Genomic DNA, 18,646 nt, shown 5'->3' on the forward strand with positions numbered 1-18,646 from the left:
TTTAAAATGTATTAGTAAAGTACATGTGTGTACTGAATTAAATATCTTCTCTATATAATGGTTGGCTCATACATCTTGGGCCCCCACGACCACGGACTAATTCACTACCTGTAATTTCAATAACTTTAATGCCTTTATCACGTAATAATTGGTTAGATACATAGTTTCGGTCGTAAGTTACGACAACCCCTGGACGGATAGTCAATGTGTTAGAACCGTCATTCCATTGTTCACGGGAACCATCGATAACGTCACCATTACCTGTTGGGATAAATTCAATATTGTCGATATTAAGCGCATCTTCTAATGTTTCTTTTAATTTGTTTGAGTGCGTAATTTTAATGTCTTGACCTTGTTCATCTTTTTCAATGGTGAAGATGTTCATGTTATCTTCTTCTTTGAAAATCGCAGCATGCATTGTAAATTTGTCGTAGTCAATCATGGTAAATACTGTATCTAAATGCATAAATGTACGGCTGTTTGGAATTTCGATGGCAAGTACTTTAGTAAATGTAGATTGATCATCGAATAAAATTTGTCTTGCTAAGCGTTCGATAGCTTGTGCAGAGGTACGTTCAGAAATACCAACTGCAAGTACATCTTTAGATAGAATTAATTCATCGCCACCCTCAATATTGAATGGTGAATTTCGATCTAACCAAACTGGGACATCGTCGTTTTTGAATCTTGGATGATATTTCAAAATATATGTCATGAAGATAGATTCACGACGACGGGCACGCCAATACATACGGTTGATAGTCATTCCTCTACCTACAGATGCTTGTGGGTCTCTAGTGAAGTAAAGGTTTGGCATTGGATCGAGATAGAATGGATAGCGGTCATCAATATATTCTACGAGGTGATTCGTTTCTAATTGAATTTCTTCTTTACGTACACCAGCCATAATTTTTTCTACAAGTTCTTGGTCATTTAATGTCGCGAACAGTTCTTTAATTTCTTTTTCATGACCGAGGACAGTCTTTTGTGATTCTTTTAAAATGTCGTCGATAAATTGTTCGCGAACTGAGGCATCTGCAATGGCTTCTGCAGCTAGGTGTTCTAAATAAACAACTTCGACACCTTCATCTCTAAGTACTTGCGCGAAATGGTCATGCTCTTCTTGAGCAACTTTCAAATAAGGAATATCGTCAAATAGCAATCCACTTAGATGATCAGGTACTAAATTTTCTAATTCTTTACCTGGTCGTTTAAGTAATACCGTTTTTAATTTGCCGATTTCACTGTTTACGTGGATAGGTCCTTTTTCCATTGTTATTTCCTCCTTTGATTTAATACATCTAGAGTATAAAGCGCTTTCAACATAGAGATTGAGAATCTTTTCACAATGATAATGTCGAATATCTCATATAAAATATTTATTCAATGCAATTTGATGATAGATTATGCCATATAAACGCATAAAACCTATAACTACATGTATATTAAGTTAATACGATAATAAATAATTAATATAATATGATTTTTTATTCGATTGAATGTATGGATAGTCATGCATGATTAATTAACTATAAATGTTAAATCTATCTATATTTTAAGAAGATTTTTATACATCAATATAAAACTTTTTATAAAAATTGTTATAAATGAGAAATACTTCACATATTGTATGAAGGAAATTTGATATGGTATTTGTGATGAAGTTTGTCTGTATTTTGTGAAATATGCAGATAAAGGAGTAAATAAATATGAGAAAAAGTAAACGATTGGATTTAATATCGACAATTGTGAAAGATAATGACATACGTTCAAAAGCCGAAATTGTCGACTATCTTGATAAACATTTTGGTATCAAATATAGTGTGGCAACGATTAGTAGAGATTTAAATGAACTTAAAATATATAAAATGCCTACCGCCAATAATGATCGATGTTACCGAAAGTTTAATGATAATGCTCAAAACGAAGCGAAAACGAAACTCATAGCTTTTTACAATGATGAGATCGAAAAGGTCACAATTAAAGATCACTACCTTATTGTCAAAACATCGCCAGGATTTGCGCAAAGTGTGAACTTTTATATCGACCAGCTTAATTTAAATGAGGTATTAGGAACAGTTGGTGGTAATGATACGATATTGATATTAGTTAGTTCAGCCGATGTTACTGAATTTGTACATTATCAATTATTTGGACAGACGTATCAAGAAGAACTAAAGTCATGATTCATGTGACGTGATGTATATTAAAAGTCGATGACAAGTATCAAAATGAATTTTGCCATTGAAGCGTGCTTGATGTTATAATGCGTAAGGTTTCAATTCGACAAATAAAACGCGATTCAATTGATATATGTCATATAGTGAGTGGCACGTAGGATAGTCAATAAATAACAATTCTAATGAGATGATAAGATAGCCACCTTCATGGGCGAGTGATGAAACCAAGTTGAATGACACAATGGTTTCTTACTCGCTCTATTTTATTGCTAAAAAAGTGGTGATGGCATATGTATGCAAAGTGCAAGTATATGCATATTTTAAATACGATAGGGACGTAATGAGCGCTTTATCAATATTGAATTTAAATAGTATGAAAAGGAGCGGATGTCATGGTAGATAGTTGGAAAGTTCAGTGGTTTAATCAACCAATGAAAAATATACTAGCAGGTATTGTAGTGGCACTTGCTTTAATTCCAGAAGCGATTGCCTTTTCAATCATAGCGGGGGTGGACCCGATGATTGGTTTATATGCGGCGTTTATCATAGCGACAGTGACAGCGATTGTTGGTGGACGACCGGCAATGATTTCAGGTGCTACAGGTGCTGTTGCACTTGTTGTGACACCACTCGTGAAGGAACATGGCGTGGAATATTTATTTGCAGCGACGATTTTAATGGGATTGATTCAACTTGTCTTAGGTATTTTAAAAGTAGGAAGACTGATGAAGTTCATTCCACAATCCGTAATGATTGGTTTCGTTAATGCATTAGGTATTATGATCTTTCTATCTCAAATTGAGCATATTTTTAATATATCCATTGCGACTTACATTTATGTCATTATTACTTTATTAATCGTATATATTGTACCTAGATTCTTTAAAGCAATTCCTGCACCATTAATTGCGATTATTTTATTAACAGCATTATATATGTTTACAGGTGCCAATGTGCATACTGTTGGTGATTTAGGTACGATTAAACAGGCATTGCCTCATTTCATTATTCCACAAGTACCTTACACACTGGAGACATTACAAATCATCTTACCATTTTCAGTTTCAATGGCGATTGTAGGGTTAGTAGAAAGCTTACTCACTGCTAAAATTGTAGATGAATTTACAAATACTTATAGTAGTAAAAATAAGAATCTCGTGGACAAGGTATCGCAAATATCATTACAGGATTCTTCGGTGGTATGGGTGGTTGTGCGATGATCGGACAATCTGTCATTAATGTGAAATCAGGTGCGACAAGTCGATTATCGACATTAACTGCAGGTGTAGTACTCATATTTATGATTATTGTATTAGGGGATTTAGTAGTGCAAATTCCAATGCCTATTTTAGCGGGAATTATGGTCATGGTATCTATTGGAACAGTAGACTGGCATTCCTTTAAATATGTTAAAAATGCTCCCAAAACAGATGCCTTTGTGATGATTCTAACAGTTATTATTGTATTGATGACACATAATCTATCCATTGGTGTTATCGTAGGTGTCGTATTTAGTGCACTCTTCTTCGCGACTAAGATTTCTAACGTGAATGTGACTTCAGAGATGTTTGATGAGACGTTACATGTATACTTTGAAGGTCAAATTTTCTTTGTATCTATTGATTCCATGATGAACCAAATTGACTTTAATGTGGACCATTCAGTCATTGAATTAGACTTCAACCATGCACATTTATGGGATGATTCAGCAGTGAATGCGATTGATACCATCGTACAGAAATTCGAAGCCAATCATAATACCGTCTATGTGAAAAAGTTAAATTCTGATAGTAGAAAGATTATTTCCGAGCTAAGTCAGATTAATCATAACCAGTTGATTTAATCGACACTAGCTGTAAAATATAGAGGAACTCATGACGGTAATTGTGTAAAATATCAGCGCACTAACTATGATGAGGGGTGAATAGGATGAAATTCATCATCAGACAAGAGCAAAAAGAAGATTACCTGCAAACTGAAGAAGTAGTGAAAAAGGCTTTTGAGAATGAATCATATAGTGATCAAAGTGAGCACACATTGGTTGCGAAATTACGAAAATCAGAGGCATTTGTTCCAGATTTATCATTAGTCGCTGTAAATGAAGATAAAATCATAGGACATATATTATTATCTAAAATTTTGATTGATACTGAGGATAAGAAAGTAGAATCTTTAGCATTAGCACCTATTTCTGTTTTACCCGAATATCAAAATAAAGGTGTAGGTCAAAAATTAATACAACAAGCTTTAACCATTGCAGAGATCCTTGATTTTGAATCAGTCATCGTTATGGGACACGAAGCATATTATCCGAAATTTGGTTTCAAAAAAGCATCTCATTGGGGCATACAAGCGCCTTTTGAAGTACCAGATGAGTTATTGATGGCAATTGAATTAAAAGATAGTGCTTTAAATCATGCTTCAGGTATCATCCAATATCCAAACGTATTTTTTGAATGATGAGGTTGAGATTGATAATGGTATGTAAAAAACATAATGTAGATTGGTATATAAAAGAATAAATATATGATCATAGAAACTATAATTTGACTCCTGTTAACTTCATGTAACGGGAGTCTTTTTTTTATCTAACTGATTTTTTGGCTAATACTGTGATTGCAATAGAAATTATAATTATATTAAAAAATTATAAGAGATTATTTGAAAATTCCAGGTTTTTAGTTACAATATAGGCGAACAATATTTTAAAGGAGTGTTTAAATGTTCGTTTCTCAAAGCCGCATTGGAAGAATAGAAAATCGTTGCGAGTGGTTGAATCGAGAAATTAAACAATCTAAAGAAGTTATAGAATCGAAAGGATTTCCATGTGTATTTGGCGTACAAGGACATAAAAAGGAAGTTCACTTTTATTCTGCATTAAATTAACCATATAGTCCTGAAGAATTATCTAAAGATATAGATCTTTATTTAAATGAATTAAAAAAGATGCCTAAAAAAGATAGGGGCATTTCTGGATTGTTAGTATATTTTGAACCAATTGGCAATATGAGTATACATGCAAAGCAATTTATGGTTTGGCAACTTCTTTCATCAATGAAAAATAAGTATGGATATAAAAAGGATAATATTGATAATAATCCTTTAGACGATGGTTATGCGTATCGTTTTAAAAATGAATTGTGGTTTATTAATTTTAGTTCTAATAGTTATAGACACAGGAAATCAAGAAATTTAGGTGCTTTTATAACATTAGCAATGCAAACTCTTAGTAAATCAGATGAATATTTTAATTACAATATGGAAACTAAAGCTAAAGCACAAAAAAATGTTAGAAAATTAGCAGAGAAATATGATGGTTGTCCCGTACATTCTGGTTTAGGACCTGTTATTGGTTCAGGAAAATTTTCACCAGCTAAATTATCTTATTTTATAGGGGATACCAATTCGGAAAAATCTTATGAACCATGGAAATTTCAAGCATTTAGACCACAAAAAATAATATTAGATGAATCAATTATTAGTGAAAATGGAACTCAAGTTAAGCATTTTGAATGCCTTTATGGAAACGAAAAAATTAAACGATACTCAAACTGTAAAGAAGAACATGACATAAATGAAAACAATCTACTAGTTACTAATTCCTCAGATTTAGTAGAGTTATATAATAGTAATATTCAAATAGCAACCTTTAATAAGAATATAGCTTCAGAGTACAATGTTTTTGATATAGATTATATGAATGATTTATTGGCATTAAGATTCATCAAAGATAACGCTATTTATAACTAATATAAATTTGAAAGGAGTAAATGTTTTGTATAAAAATATAATATTTGACTTCGGTGGAACAATTGCTGATTCAAAAAAAAGTAGTTCGATAGCAACCAAAAAAGCATTTTCAGAATTTGGTTTACATAAACCTAGTGACACGCAAATTGAATATTATATGGGGATACCTATAGAAAAATCCTTTGATTTAATGAGTGAAAAAAGTTTATCTGAAAATGAATTGAATCAATTAATGGAGTTATTTAGAAGATATTATAAAGAAACAGAAACATTATATTTGAATATTTTTGACGGAATGACAGAACAACTCGCAGAGCTCCATGAAAAATATAAGTTGTTTGTAGTATCTAGTAAAAAAACAGATGTATTAAAACGAAATCTAAAAAAATTGAAAGTTGAACATTTCTTTTTAGAAGTTATAGGTTCGGATAAGGTTGAAAACTATAAACCTTCCCCCGATGGAATATTATATATATTAAATAAATATAACTTGCATCGTAATCAAACGATATATATAGGTGATGCAGTTTTCGATATAAAAATGGCTAATAATGCTAATATAGATTCTTGTGCTGTAACTTGGGGAAGCCATGGTGTTGAAGAATTAAAACGTGAAAATCCTACATTCATTATTACAAATGTTCACCAACTAGATTTTGAGGAATAGTATATGGCCATCAGTAAAAGAATAACAATTATTGGATTTTTAACAATGTTTATCGTAGGCGTATCAGATTTGATAGTCGTTGGTATGTTAGGTGAAATGAGTAAGGAATTTCATGTAAGTAAAGCTTTGATAGGTCAATTGGTCACTTTATATGCTATTGCTTTTTCGATATTAAGTCCTATCTTAACGAAACTCACAAAAAATATAAATGATAAAAACATCTTAGTGTATGGTTTGATTATTTTTATTCTGTTAACTTTAATGACTACGATAATTAGAAATTACATTTTGTTGTGTTTAGTTAGAATTGTATTAGCAGGTGTCGCTTCATTAATAACAGTAAAGTTAATGGCAACAGGTGTCAACATTGTTCCAGAAGAATATAAAGCTTCTGTAATTGCTAATATATATGTTGGATTTAGTGCTGCAAACATATTAGGTATACCATTAGGTACGCTAATAGCTTCTCAGTATAATTGGAAACTTCCATTTTATTTAATCGCAATTATCACTTTTTTATGTTTATTAGGTGTATTGTATTTTATACCTCATAAAACCGAAGATCAAAGTGTTAATAATACTGAATATAAAGTAATTATAAAGGTATCATATTGATACTTGTTTTTTTACTATTAATGATGGTTTCTAATAGTATATTGTTTACATATATCGAGCCTTTAGTAAAAAGCAACGGTCATAGTATCTTTATTGTAAGTTTATGTTTATTCCTTTCAGGTATTGCAGGTGTACTAGGATCAAAATTAGGTAATAGTTTGTCGGAGAAAAAAGGATACAATATAGCTGGAAATATAATTATTGGGGTATACACAATCGCTATTATATTCATTTGGTTCGCCGGTGGAAATGTTTTAATTCTTACTTTATGTGTATTTATATGGAATTTATTTCATTGGGGAACAAATCCAACAGTTCAATATGCATTACTTAAATTTTTACGAGGAGACCCGAGTCAAATATTAAGTTATGATATCTCAGTATTAAATTTAGGAATAGGATTAGGTTCATTTATAGGGGGAATATTATATTATATAGATTATCATTTTAATTTATCTTTAATGATTTCAATCATATTAGCAGTTTGTTCATCATTAATTTTAAAAATGGTGGTTCGCTCAGAGTATATGAAATAAATATTAAAGATCATAAATGGAGCTTCACTGTTTTAATCTCATTCATCAAAATAAATTAAATAAGTATTCATATAAAAAAGCAATTTCTATTCGAAGTGGATAGAAATTGCTTTTTGTTTTGAATGTATAAAACTAAATATTAATGTAATGCTTGATTCTTTTGCTTTTTTGAAATTACAATATTAGCGAGTAACCATGCTATTTGCACTATAAACGGAATTAAAAAAGCAAATCCTAACACACCTAGATTAACTAACTTTAGTTCGGTTGTTTGTGTTACGCCAGCTGCATCTACATTTCTATTCCAAACCATAAACGCGTAAAAAATGAAAGTTATAATTTCTAGAATACTCATTATCCACCAAGAAATCCATGAAATTTTCATTTTATTCACCTCAACTTAGTTACTTTTAGATTAACATAATTAAGTTAATTTTCTGAAATGATATTTCATAAGCCCCCCCTTACTATTTTATTAGTAGGGGGATTTTAGGATATTTGAATTTTAAGTCAATACAATAGATTTTACTTTTATCATTAAGTGAATGTCTCTTAATAAGCGGTTATTCATACAGTGCTTGTTGCATTACACTCACGAATGTATCAGTTGTAAGTTGGTTAGCGTGTCTAGCTTGGTAAGTACGATGTAAGTCGAACTGTTGATGGTTAGTAGTGATATCGTGTAACACTTGGTTAAACTGGTTCAATTGTTCTAATGTAAATGTGTTTTCTGGTGCAGTAAATGGACGCTGATGTGCAACCTCATCCCACGCTAAGATAACGTGTTGATGATGAAATGCACGTGCTACTGCATTTTCAATTTCGTTGCCTTGATTAATGTCGAGGTAAATATCACAGCGTTGGTATAGTTCCGCACATATATCTTTAGTTGCTGCTGGATATAAATGTACGTGTTGATGTTGATCGTACGCCATGAGTTTGGACGACATTTCAGTTAATGCAGCGATATGGAATTGCATATTAGGGTGCGCCACTATAATATGTTCAAGTTGCAGTATTTCATCTGAGTTTGTCAGAATGAGTGCATGGTTTGAATATTGATTTGATTTATCAAAGTCATACAGATAACCGGCTTGATAAACATGCGATGTTTGATCAGAATTAAGTTGTGCCACCACAGTATGATATTCTCTGTAATCAGGTATCATCACAGAGAATTGACGTTGTAATGTGCCATCTAGTAATGAACACATATTTCCTGGGACATGACCATTACAACTTTCTTGCCAGAATAATAAGCCTTTACCTTCTGTATTCATATGATGTAAGACTAAGAATGGTGTTGATAAAGAATTAATAATGATCTCAGATAAATCCACTTGAATTTGTTGAAGATAGAAGGTTATAAACGCCACTTTAGAAGGGAAGAAATAGGATTGTCCTTGCCAGTCTAATACATAATCCCCTGTGACATAGTTTTCATATATCACTTCTTTACCTTCTCGGGTTACATATTTCTTTAATATAGCTTTTCCAGCTAAGTCATAAATCGTTTCAGCAAATTTAAAGCCATGTTTTGAATAATGATCTTCAGAACGTAAACGACTTTTATCGTCGAACCAACGCACATGACTAACTATGCGCGTTTTATAATGCGGGCGGTAACGTATTTCGCCTCTAATATGTCCCATATCTTTAATTTGAGCTGATTGTCCATCGCCACTAATTTCCCAAAATGGTGGGACATCAACAGCATTAAAGAATTTAGGTTGATCGTCATCATGTAATAGATTAGCCGCAAAGAATTGATAAGGGGACGTCACTTCATCTGGTAAGAAACCATCATCTTCAATACAAATGGTGAAGTTATGATAATCTGCTTGTTCAAGTGTTTGATGTAATAACTGAGTCGGTTGATTATAATATTCAAATAAATTAATCATAGAGCACCTCGTCGACTAAATTCTGCCATTTGTTAATCATTTCTGTTGTCTTAAATGGTGTAGCAATATCATATGAAACTTGTTGAGGAGATGTAGGTCCATTGTTAAAGTATCGAACTATTTGATCAGCCATGCGATCTGTAATCTCCTCGATAGATTCTTCCTTAGTCGGTTTATCTAATAAGTAACCGTTTTGACCATCTGAGATGAAAGTGGGGTTCCCATAGTTCACATTGAAACCAATCATACCTAAGCCAGAACCTACTGCTTCCATAAGTGTTAAGCCAAAGCCTTCACTTTGTGATGCTGATACAAATAATTCATATTGTATGTAAATTTCATCAAGATTGACGTGACCTTGTAAGTGAATGTAGTCGTCGGCATGATGGTCACTAATGATTTGTTGAATTTTATCTTTTTCTGGTCCGTGTCCGTAAATATCAAATGATAGCTGTGGTACGGCTTGTTTGGCTTTAATAACTGCAAGTGCGATCCAATCGACGTGTTTCTCAGACGCTAAGCGTGAAGCGGTTAGGATAGAATAAGGTTGTCTTTCTACACTTGGCATTGTTAATTGGTCGAGACTGCCCACGGGTATCGTTCTAATACGTGGTTGAAATTTTGTATATTGCGCAAATTGTTGTGACAGAATTTGATTTTGTAAATCGGTAGCCACAATATAGAAATCAATATATGGTGCGTGATTAAACTGATATTCATAATAATTGTTCCATAAAATGTGCGTACCATCTGTGATATTGTCACTATAATGTTCTGCATGTACCACTACACCGACATGACTTTGGCCTTTATTTTGGAGCACTGCTTGGCCGATATCAGTGGCACGATCTAATATGACAATGTCGTTATGTGTTAAATGTAATTGCTGAATAAAGTAAGCAACAAAGGCTTCTTTACTATCAAAACGTGCGTCGTTAAATACATAGGAATGCGCATCGCCATCTATGATTTCTTGATAGGCGATAGAGCCATTTTCATTGTAGAACTGACGCATATACAATTTGGCATAGTTGTCATAAGGTGCGTAATATTCAGAGAAGACACGAACATAGCTATAGAAATCTTTGCGAATTAACATACCATTAACGACAAATTCAGCACGGTCAACATAGGGTTGGTCGGCATTTTTCATATAACAGGTTACAAATGTTTGAGGTTGATGGTCTAAATAAAGACGTTGTACCTTGCCTTGTTGATCGACTTCAGTTCGTGTCACTGTATTTCCGACATCGTGTTTGAGCTGATCGATGGTATATGTAGTTGGTGCTATTGGGATATCTGTAAAGTATTGATATAACCAAATGACTTCGTTGTCTTGAAACCCCAAGTTAGCCGTTAAGGTTTGTATATTTTCTGACGCAATAAAGTCTAAAAATATGAACTTTGCATCTTCTTTTAAATGTCGTAGCATTTGTGCGCGATAACTTTGTGCATATTCTACGCCGCTACTTGCCCAACCAATGCCAAAGTTGATGTTATAAATTGTCATAAATAGCCCTCCTTTTAAGGGAAATGAATGGTTAAATCACCATTTTGTTGTTCATCAATGATACTTAAACATAAGTTTCGAATCATACGATGTTTAATGTCATGTTCCATATCATTAAATGAATCTAACGCCACTTTATGGTATTCAAATATAGAATTCCGTTGACCTTTTTGACGCTGATTGACGTTCGCTTTGAGTTGTTGTAAATAGTCTACTTGCTCAATCCATGATGTGTCGATGGCTTTGAGTACTGATTTTCTTAAAAATTGTTGATATAACTCGTTGTCACTAATTTTCTGTTTATTAGTGGCTAGTTGGTCTTTAAATTGTGTTATTAAAAACTCAATATTTTCATCGTGATTTTGATGATTAAATTCAAAATTAGCATCCACAAAACTAAAGCTCAAGTTTTTATAGATATAACGAACAATATGATCTCTTGTCATACTACCGTCAGTCTTAAAGTGATGATTAAAGACATCTCGAGCAATACTTTCAAAGTCTAAGTCATCTAAGTTTTCACTATTAAGTATACGGTTACGTTCACTATAGATTAATTGACGTTGAGTACTAATACTCTTCTCGAATTCATTTGCCGTTTCACGTGCTTTCATGCCTTCTTCTTCAGAAACACGTTGTGCCTTTTTAACAATGCGTTTGATTTTATTGTTAAAGGTAGGACTATCTGACAGGTATGTTGTATCTTGGTTCATCAATGATGGATTGTCTTTTAACTTGGAATCACTCCAACGTTGGACTAAGTAGTCATCTAATGAAATAAAAATTTGAGACTGACCTGGGTCGCCTTGACGACCAGCACGTCCTCTTAACTGTCTATCGATACGACTATTTTCCATGTGTTCATTAATCAGTACTGTTAGACCACCGAGGTCGTGAACTTCTTTAGACAGTTTAATATCTGTACCTCTACCAGCCATACTTGTAGCTACAGTAACGGCATTCAATTGACCTGCCTCTGCGATCATTTGGGCTTCACGAGCAACATTTTGTGCAATTAGCAAGTTGTTCGGGATATGTCTATTAAATAATTCACTTGAAAAGTATTCCGCTGCTTCAGCTGTACGAGTAATTAATAATACAGGACGTTGCTTTTGATGATAGTCAATCACTGTATCTAAAATTGCGACATTTTTATCGTCATCATTCACAAATACTTTATCCGGTAAATCTCGTCTTATTACAGGATTAGACGTTGGAATCTGAATAACGATTTTTGAATAAAGGTCGAAAAATTCTTTCTCCGCAAGTTTACCTGTCGCCGTCATTCCAGAAAAGCGTTCAAATTGCATAAAGAGATTTTGGAAGGTAATGGTAGCCATGACACTCATATCATCTGAAATATCTAAATGCTCTTTAGCTTCTAAGGCTTGGTTAAGTCCGGCTTGCATTTTCGTACCTGGTAACATACGTCCTGTGATACGGTCGATCAACATGATTTCGCCGTCCATAATAATGTAATCTAAATTAAGATCAAATAAATAAGTGGCACGTAATGCAAGATTAATATTCCTTACTAAATCAAAGTAGGGGGCATCATAGATATTAGGCACATCAAAATATGTATTGGCCTTTTCGATACCTTGTTCAGTTAACCAAATTTCACGCTTTGTCTTTTTCATTTTGAAATCTTGATCCTCTTTAAGTGTTGCTACAAAGGTTTTTACAATTTCAAACAAATTAGATTGTACTCTTGGTGCACCAGAAATGACGAGTGGTGTTTGTGCTGCATCTAAGATAATAGAATCCACTTCATCAATGAGGGCATAGTGTAATTCAGGTAAGAACTTGCTTTCTTTTGTATCAGCTAAGTTATCGATAAGATAGTCAAAACCTAAATTACCATTGGTTGTGTAAATAATATCGTGATGATATAGCGTCTGCTTTTCTTGATTGGAGATAGGTCCTTGAGGATTCTCTACAAATCCCAGTGATGTTGTAAGACCTAACCATTCATATAAAGGTTTCATTTCTTCGTAGTCACGTTTCGCTAAATAATCATTTGTAGTGATTAAAAAGACAGACTTACCTGATAGCGCATTTAAGTATAAGGGTAATGTGGCAGTTAATGTTTTACCTTCACCTGTCTGCATCTCTGAAATATTTCCTTGATGCATCACTATTGCACCTAGTACCTGTACGTCTTTGTGATACATACCTAATACACGACGTGACGCTTCTCGGACAACAGCATAGGCTTCAGGTAAAATATCATTCAACGTTGCGTTACCATCTTGCAACTGCTGTTTGAAGTCTATAGTTTTGTCTTGTAATTGTTCATCTGAATATTGACGCATATCTTCACTATAACGATTGATTTTATTTAATATTTTATAAAGTTTTTTTAACCTCATATGATTAATTGCGGTATTCACATTGAGATTCATAGTTATCCTCCTTTCTGATTGATTAATGGATTTTAATCTTGATCACGTTTTGGACGTGTTGTTTTCATGATTTGATTGACTAGGTTAACATTCTCCTGTGGTGTACGTGATCGACCGTCCTCTGATGAATGTGTCTCTGTTATATCATCAGAGCTCGTTGAAATGTCATTGGTTGATGATTCGATAGATTCGGCGATTTCTTTATCTTTATCCTTAACAAAATATCGTTCAGTTAAGGTGATTTTCTTAAATATAAGATGATGACATGCAGCGTTCATCAAGCAAATATCATAACTATAAGCCTCATTTGGATAAATAAAATAGCTATCAGTTTCTTTAATCATACAGTGGTCGAATGCTTTACCATTTTTTAAATAAAAGGTCACAATGACATAAACACTTTGTGCTGGCGTGGCAGTAATATCTAGATGAATATCATAACGATAACCTCTCTTTAACATAGGGAGTTTAGGCGGATGGCCATCTTTATCAAATGTAGTGGCTGGTTCCCATAAGTTAATTTGCAAGCCTGATGGCATGAGTGGATTCTCATAATATGTGTAGTCATCGTGAAATTGTATTGTTGCGCCATGTTTATAAGTATGACGTGTCACTTTGCGCCATCTTACGTCTAATGTTTGATTACTTTGCATGATTGTCTCTCCCAAAATGATCTTTTAATAAAATATGATAAAAGTTCATAAACCAATTCACAACGGTTGATGTATCATCATTATGTCGACCTGGTACGGCTTTGTTCATCAGATGGACATGATGTCGACTTAATACTGGTAGCAAATCTTCGAATGCAGACTGATCGTAATCGTCGTTTTTCATATAAGTAATAGCAATGGATGTATCGCTAATATGATTATTTGAAAAGACATTCCAGAATTTGTCGTCTAAGTCTTTAATATGCTTCAAATCGTTATTAGTTTGTGACGACTCGGCCATTGTATGTTCGGGTGAAAGGGCGATATCTAATGATGTTTCGAAATCATTAGGTCGTAATAATTTCATATTTTTAGCTATAGTACCGACATTGACTAAAGGCTTACCAACGTTAATGCCTTTAGGATTTAATTGGGCACCGTAGTATAAAGCACCAAATGATCCCATCGATAAACCTGATAGTATCAAGTCATCTTCTTTAAAACCGAGTTGGTTTAGTGTATCGGTGATGACTTGTTTAATGCCATTTTCATACGTATCAGAGCCTAAGTAAAATGCGCCACCTTGAATTCTTGGATCACTAATCAGTAAGAAAGGCGCACCTAATTGATTCATTAGAAAATAAGCTTCAAATCCTTCAGCTTCACGATAACCACTGAAGTAAACATTAAGTGGTGGTTTGAAATCTCCAGGATTAAAGTAATAAAAGAATTCTTCACGATTTTCATCTACAAAACGATGACTACCGAGTAATAAATGACCGAATTCAATATGTGACAAACGTTTATGTACGGCGCCGATATGAACGGTACCACTACCTTTAACACTTACCGACGTTGAAATGTATGCCGTATAGGGTCTACGTTATAAATAAAGTGGCTCGGCAAGTTCTTCCTCACTTAGAACAATCTTTTCAAGGACGCCTTCTTCTGGATTTAAAGATACTAATCGAAACGTATATTCTAAGGTGACATCACCTTCAGTTCGGAATTCCGGCCAAACTTCAATCACTTTATCTTTATCGTATACGAGGTTTTGCTGCCAATTGAGCACCGGAATCAATTCATCACCGAAATGACCTTTCAATTGAATTTCTCTATTACCATAATGAATCACTTCGATATGTGCTGGCGATTGGATATGTGTTCGAGCTGGACTCACCTTATCTCCGTATTGCCCAGGAAATGAAATAGATATCAATTTATCATGAAGATCATCCGTCGTATCATAATGAATAGGACGAATGAGATATCTCTGCACTAAATCAAGTTCATCATAGCAACTTGGCCAATATTGTGCATCGACAAGTGTATTATAAGGATGACTCACAACATGCAAGAGTTGTGTTAATGCATCTGTCAGGTTCGCTTGTATAAATACTAAATCAAACTGTCCAGATTCCTCGACAATCTCTTTAATACTATCGATATACCCACTATCAAATTCAAATAATTGTGTATCAAAATAGTCCCAAGCGACTTCTGGTTTATGCGTGAATAGATATTCTAAATCTGTTCCACCAATTTGTAATACTTTAAATTTACGTGGCATGGTTATCACCTTCTAAAAAGTGGTCAAGTTGTTCAATAATGTGACCTGAACTTAAATCTTCAATCATATTGGTATTAAATGTAAACGCACCATTCCAATGTTTTAAGGTACTTAAGAAATAATCTAACGCAGTCGTAATATCCGCATAACTATTAATCAAATAGCCATTTTCTAAATGAGTAACATAACTACTTTGATGCATATTTATTTGTGGAATTCTGACACTGATACTTGCAATTTGTAAGAATAAATCTGGCTCATCATTAAGGTCAATGACGATTCTTAGTCGAGACAATGCCTTTAATACGTCATATTCAAATGGCACCGATTGAATTTGTACTAATTCCTCAAAGTCTTCCGTTGATTTTGCTTGGATTAATTCTGATTTGGCTAAATCATCCTCATCTTCTTCGTTGAACGTTTCATTAACATTTTGTATTAATTGAGACAACCATTGTTGTAATTGAGTAGCGCTATTTTTCGTTAAAATAACTAGGCGATACGATGGATGACGTTTAATATAAGTGATTAAATCATTGATTAATATTTGCAAATAATCATCATTAAGACCATCAATCCAAACACCTATGTAAGTTTCATCTAACTGGCTACTAAGATTTTCTAAGATTTGTGTATCGAATGGTGTAAATCTCAATATTTCAGGTTTAGTATCTAGTGTTTCAATGAGCTGATGTAAGATATGCTCATTTTCATGTGTATCAACAAGCCATTTGTTGCTATGTGCCATACTCTTAATTAATGGTTGGTCAATCGTACGATTACGTTTACTAAAAATAGAGTAATATACTTGCACGTCATCTCTAAGCGTATTAAAAATGCTGTTATGAGCAATATGTGATGAAACAATCAGTTTATCATTCGCTTGCATATGTTGATTACAAAATGTGTTTAAACGTTCTGTAATTAAATCAACCATTGATGGATAGGTCTTGGAATGAAATTGGTGCGCATGATCTGCCATAACTTGAACAACATTAGTCTCTAGGTTTTCACGTAAAACAACATCACCCGAAGCGGTTAAATAATCTTGATATTGTTCGTGACCAAGCTCGTCGTAATAACGGATAGCACTCAAATAACCACGTTCGTCAAAGATATAACGACGCTGATGGATATCATGCTCAAAATCATCCACTACAATTAAATAGCCATCTTGATTAAAATAAATTTTGGATACGTAATGTGCTTTCATAGCCTGTATTAAATAAGGTGAATAGAAAAATTCAGTGTTATCAGGCCATTCTAAGTCTTCAAATTGAAAGGATCTAGGTGGAATGTCTTCGAATCCCTGAATTTCGTCAAATAATGACCAAATATTTGCTTCATATAAGTCATACTTATGCAGAAATAAGCGTAAATTGGGATTAAAACTTAAATGAAGTAGTTTAAAATCTTCGTCATTTTTTTCATGCATCGACATGAGACTAATGGAATCATCAAACTCGATCATTGCGTTTTTTATATAAAATGGTTGATTCAAATTACGCCACCATTGATCATTGTTGTACCATGCTGGAACGAAATATTTCATACCTTACTCCTTACCAATATTTGTTTAAAAATGATTTATATTTATCAAAGTATAAATATGTTCTAATTGTTTCTGTAATATTTATCGTAATGTAAATCAAAATAATAAACTGCGTAAAAATTGAAATTTGATCGTAAATACCAGATATAAATATAGAACTAATGAGCGGCAGGCTAATGATAAAACCTATTATTAAGGCGCCGATTGCACTAATTTTTTTAGCTCTACGGTCTAAATAATGTCTTGTATCATCGCCAGGATAAATGCCATCGAAATAATTCCCACTCTTTTGAAAGTCTTTAGCAATACGTTTTGTATTCAACATAACTCGAGATAAATAATAGTTTAAGATGATCAACATGATGATGAATATCAATACCCCAATCGGATTATCTAATTCTAAAAATGGTGGTCGATATTGAGTATCTCCAGTGATCCATCTTCCAACTACATGTATTAAGACACCTAATAAGAAGAACAGTGAAAAGTTAAACATGATTGAAATGCTACCAGCAGGGTTTAATTTCCAAGATACATAAGTGTCTTTTTTAGATGTACTGATATTCATAATATCTCTATAAATCATGCGATATTCAATCATTTCTATAAATAATAAAAGAATCAACACGACTAATATCATAATTCCACCGATGATCATCGTTTGGGTATCCAACAATTGAAGATGCTTATTTTGAAACATTGATTTGATAATACTAACTAATACGATAGGTGTTGGACCTGCGATACCATAAACAGTATTTTGATCAGCTAACCACACGAGTAACATTGTTCCGGCTACTAAGATAAGTAACATTAAAGGGAAATTAGCGTGATGAATCATGCCCTTATTAATGTACTCACTTAAGATAAAATACCCTTGAATTAATGCTAATAAAATAGTGAAAAAACGTTCTTTATAGCTACGTTCTAGACGTGTTTGTTTTTGACCTTTCTCCATATTTCGATAGGTCAGTAATGTCATAATAATCATCGTTGTAAGCCAAGGACTTAATCCCAATGAGAATAGGTTGAGTGTTGTAATATCTCCACCGACATTTGAAATAGCTAAATCAAGAAATTGATTCGTATGTTGCGCTGATGATTTCATATCAGCAATTTTAATATTACTACCCAATATGTATATGAAAATGATCATTAGAGTGAAAAGAATACGTTTATATAAAATTTTATATTCGATATTTTTAATGTTTTTAATATTCATCAATTTCCCACACTAATCCTTTTCTTTAAATGATTATAAAGAGGCAAAAGCACCCATTATTTTTTGAGTAATCAATTGAGTA

12 protein-coding genes and 4 pseudogenes are annotated in these 18,646 nt (G+C 33.2%); 7 read left to right on the plus strand and 9 right to left on the minus strand.

Annotated elements, in window-relative coordinates:
- Nucleotides 1-37: 37 nt before the first annotated feature.
- Entirely contained in the window at nt 38-1,273 is a 1,236-nt protein-coding gene (arcA, locus tag AC2D8K_RS02105) for an arginine deiminase (RefSeq protein ID WP_484697924.1), read from the minus strand.
- A gap of 436 nt (nt 1,274-1,709) precedes the next feature.
- Here arcA and AC2D8K_RS02110 point away from each other — a divergent pair, with 436 nt between their 5' ends.
- The 7 genes and pseudogenes from AC2D8K_RS02110 (at nt 1,710) to AC2D8K_RS02140 (ending at nt 7,748) form a co-directional block, all read left to right on the plus strand.
- Nucleotides 1,710-2,186 carry an arginine repressor gene (locus AC2D8K_RS02110; protein ID WP_002450226.1) on the plus strand — a complete coding sequence of 159 codons (477 nt, stop codon included), beginning with the start codon at nt 1,710-1,712 and terminating at the stop codon, nt 2,184-2,186.
- A 386-nt stretch (nt 2,187-2,572) separates the two neighbouring features.
- Nucleotides 2,573-4,023 (plus strand): annotated as a pseudogene (locus AC2D8K_RS02115) (SulP family inorganic anion transporter).
- An 86-nt stretch (nt 4,024-4,109) separates the two neighbouring features.
- Nucleotides 4,110-4,640: a GNAT family N-acetyltransferase gene (locus AC2D8K_RS02120; protein ID WP_124228014.1), complete on the plus strand. Its 531-nt coding sequence runs from the start codon at nt 4,110-4,112 to the stop codon at nt 4,638-4,640.
- Nucleotides 4,641-4,901: 261 nt separating this feature from the next.
- On the plus strand, nt 4,902-5,066 hold the full coding sequence (locus AC2D8K_RS02125) for a YqcI/YcgG family protein (RefSeq protein WP_242238583.1): 165 nt from the start codon (nt 4,902-4,904) through the stop codon (nt 5,064-5,066).
- A gap of 27 nt (nt 5,067-5,093) precedes the next feature.
- Nucleotides 5,094-5,930 (plus strand): annotated as a pseudogene (locus tag AC2D8K_RS02130) (YqcI/YcgG family protein); the annotation flags it as partial.
- A 25-nt stretch (nt 5,931-5,955) separates the two neighbouring features.
- Nucleotides 5,956-6,597, plus strand: coding sequence for an HAD family hydrolase (locus AC2D8K_RS02135; protein WP_124228015.1), 642 nt, complete (start codon nt 5,956-5,958; stop codon nt 6,595-6,597).
- Between the two features lie 3 nt (nt 6,598-6,600).
- Nucleotides 6,601-7,748: pseudogene (locus tag AC2D8K_RS02140) on the plus strand (MFS transporter).
- 139 nt (nt 7,749-7,887) lie between these two features.
- Here AC2D8K_RS02140 and AC2D8K_RS02145 read toward each other — a convergent pair.
- From AC2D8K_RS02145 to secY2, 8 genes and pseudogenes are all read right to left on the minus strand, one after another.
- On the minus strand, nt 7,888-8,133 hold the full coding sequence (locus AC2D8K_RS02145; protein ID WP_124228016.1) for a DUF3923 family protein: 246 nt from the start codon (nt 8,131-8,133) through the stop codon (nt 7,888-7,890).
- 178 nt (nt 8,134-8,311) lie between these two features.
- Complete coding sequence (gene gtfB, locus AC2D8K_RS02150) at nt 8,312-9,652, minus strand: accessory Sec system glycosylation chaperone GtfB (RefSeq protein WP_124228017.1); 1,341 nt, start codon at nt 9,650-9,652, stop codon at nt 8,312-8,314.
- Nucleotides 9,645-11,162 (minus strand): accessory Sec system glycosyltransferase GtfA, encoded by a 1,518-nt coding sequence (gene gtfA / locus AC2D8K_RS02155; RefSeq protein ID WP_124228018.1) that lies wholly within the window; start codon nt 11,160-11,162, stop codon nt 9,645-9,647. Before gtfA ends, gtfB begins: the two co-directional genes overlap by 8 nt.
- A gap of 14 nt (nt 11,163-11,176) precedes the next feature.
- Nucleotides 11,177-13,567, minus strand: a complete 2,391-nt coding sequence (gene secA2, locus AC2D8K_RS02160) for an accessory Sec system translocase SecA2 (protein WP_484697926.1) — start codon at nt 13,565-13,567, stop codon at nt 11,177-11,179.
- Nucleotides 13,568-13,599: 32 nt separating this feature from the next.
- Nucleotides 13,600-14,220, minus strand: coding sequence for an accessory Sec system protein Asp3 (gene asp3, locus AC2D8K_RS02165; protein WP_124228020.1), 621 nt, complete (start codon nt 14,218-14,220; stop codon nt 13,600-13,602).
- A pseudogene (asp2, locus tag AC2D8K_RS02170) lies at nt 14,210-15,790 on the minus strand (accessory Sec system protein Asp2). The gene asp3 and the pseudogene asp2 overlap by 11 nt, the downstream one beginning before the upstream one ends.
- Nucleotides 15,780-17,342: an accessory Sec system protein Asp1 gene (gene asp1, locus AC2D8K_RS02175; protein ID WP_124228021.1), complete on the minus strand. Its 1,563-nt coding sequence runs from the start codon at nt 17,340-17,342 to the stop codon at nt 15,780-15,782. The pseudogene asp2 and the gene asp1 overlap by 11 nt, the downstream one beginning before the upstream one ends.
- 10 nt (nt 17,343-17,352) lie before the next feature.
- Nucleotides 17,353-18,564 (minus strand): accessory Sec system protein translocase subunit SecY2, encoded by a 1,212-nt coding sequence (gene secY2 / locus AC2D8K_RS02180; protein ID WP_484697928.1) that lies wholly within the window; start codon nt 18,562-18,564, stop codon nt 17,353-17,355.
- Nucleotides 18,565-18,646 lie beyond the last annotated feature (82 nt).

The sequence above is a fragment of the Staphylococcus sp. 510 genome (assembly GCF_057219715.1).

Bases quoted from the DNA above. Each gene is read 5' to 3' on its own strand.
- arcA (WP_484697924.1), bottom strand. From the start codon at position 1,273: ATGGAAAAAGGACCTATCCACGTAAACAGTGAAATCGGCAAATTAAAA.
- AC2D8K_RS02110 (WP_002450226.1), top strand. From the start codon at position 1,710: ATGAGAAAAAGTAAACGATTGGATTTAATATCGACAATTGTGAAAGAT.
- AC2D8K_RS02120 (WP_124228014.1), top strand. From the start codon at position 4,110: ATGAAATTCATCATCAGACAAGAGCAAAAAGAAGATTACCTGCAAACT.
- AC2D8K_RS02125 (WP_242238583.1), top strand. From the start codon at position 4,902: ATGTTCGTTTCTCAAAGCCGCATTGGAAGAATAGAAAATCGTTGCGAG.
- AC2D8K_RS02145 (WP_124228016.1), bottom strand. From the start codon at position 8,133: ATGAAAATTTCATGGATTTCTTGGTGGATAATGAGTATTCTAGAAATT.
- gtfB (WP_124228017.1), bottom strand. From the start codon at position 9,652: ATGATTAATTTATTTGAATATTATAATCAACCGACTCAGTTATTACAT.
- gtfA (WP_124228018.1), bottom strand. From the start codon at position 11,162: ATGACAATTTATAACATCAACTTTGGCATTGGTTGGGCAAGTAGCGGC.
- secA2 (WP_484697926.1), bottom strand. From the start codon at position 13,567: ATGAATCTCAATGTGAATACCGCAATTAATCATATGAGGTTAAAAAAA.
- asp3 (WP_124228020.1), bottom strand. From the start codon at position 14,220: ATGCAAAGTAATCAAACATTAGACGTAAGATGGCGCAAAGTGACACGT.
- asp1 (WP_124228021.1), bottom strand. From the start codon at position 17,342: ATGAAATATTTCGTTCCAGCATGGTACAACAATGATCAATGGTGGCGT.
- secY2 (WP_484697928.1), bottom strand. From the start codon at position 18,564: ATGAATATTAAAAACATTAAAAATATCGAATATAAAATTTTATATAAA.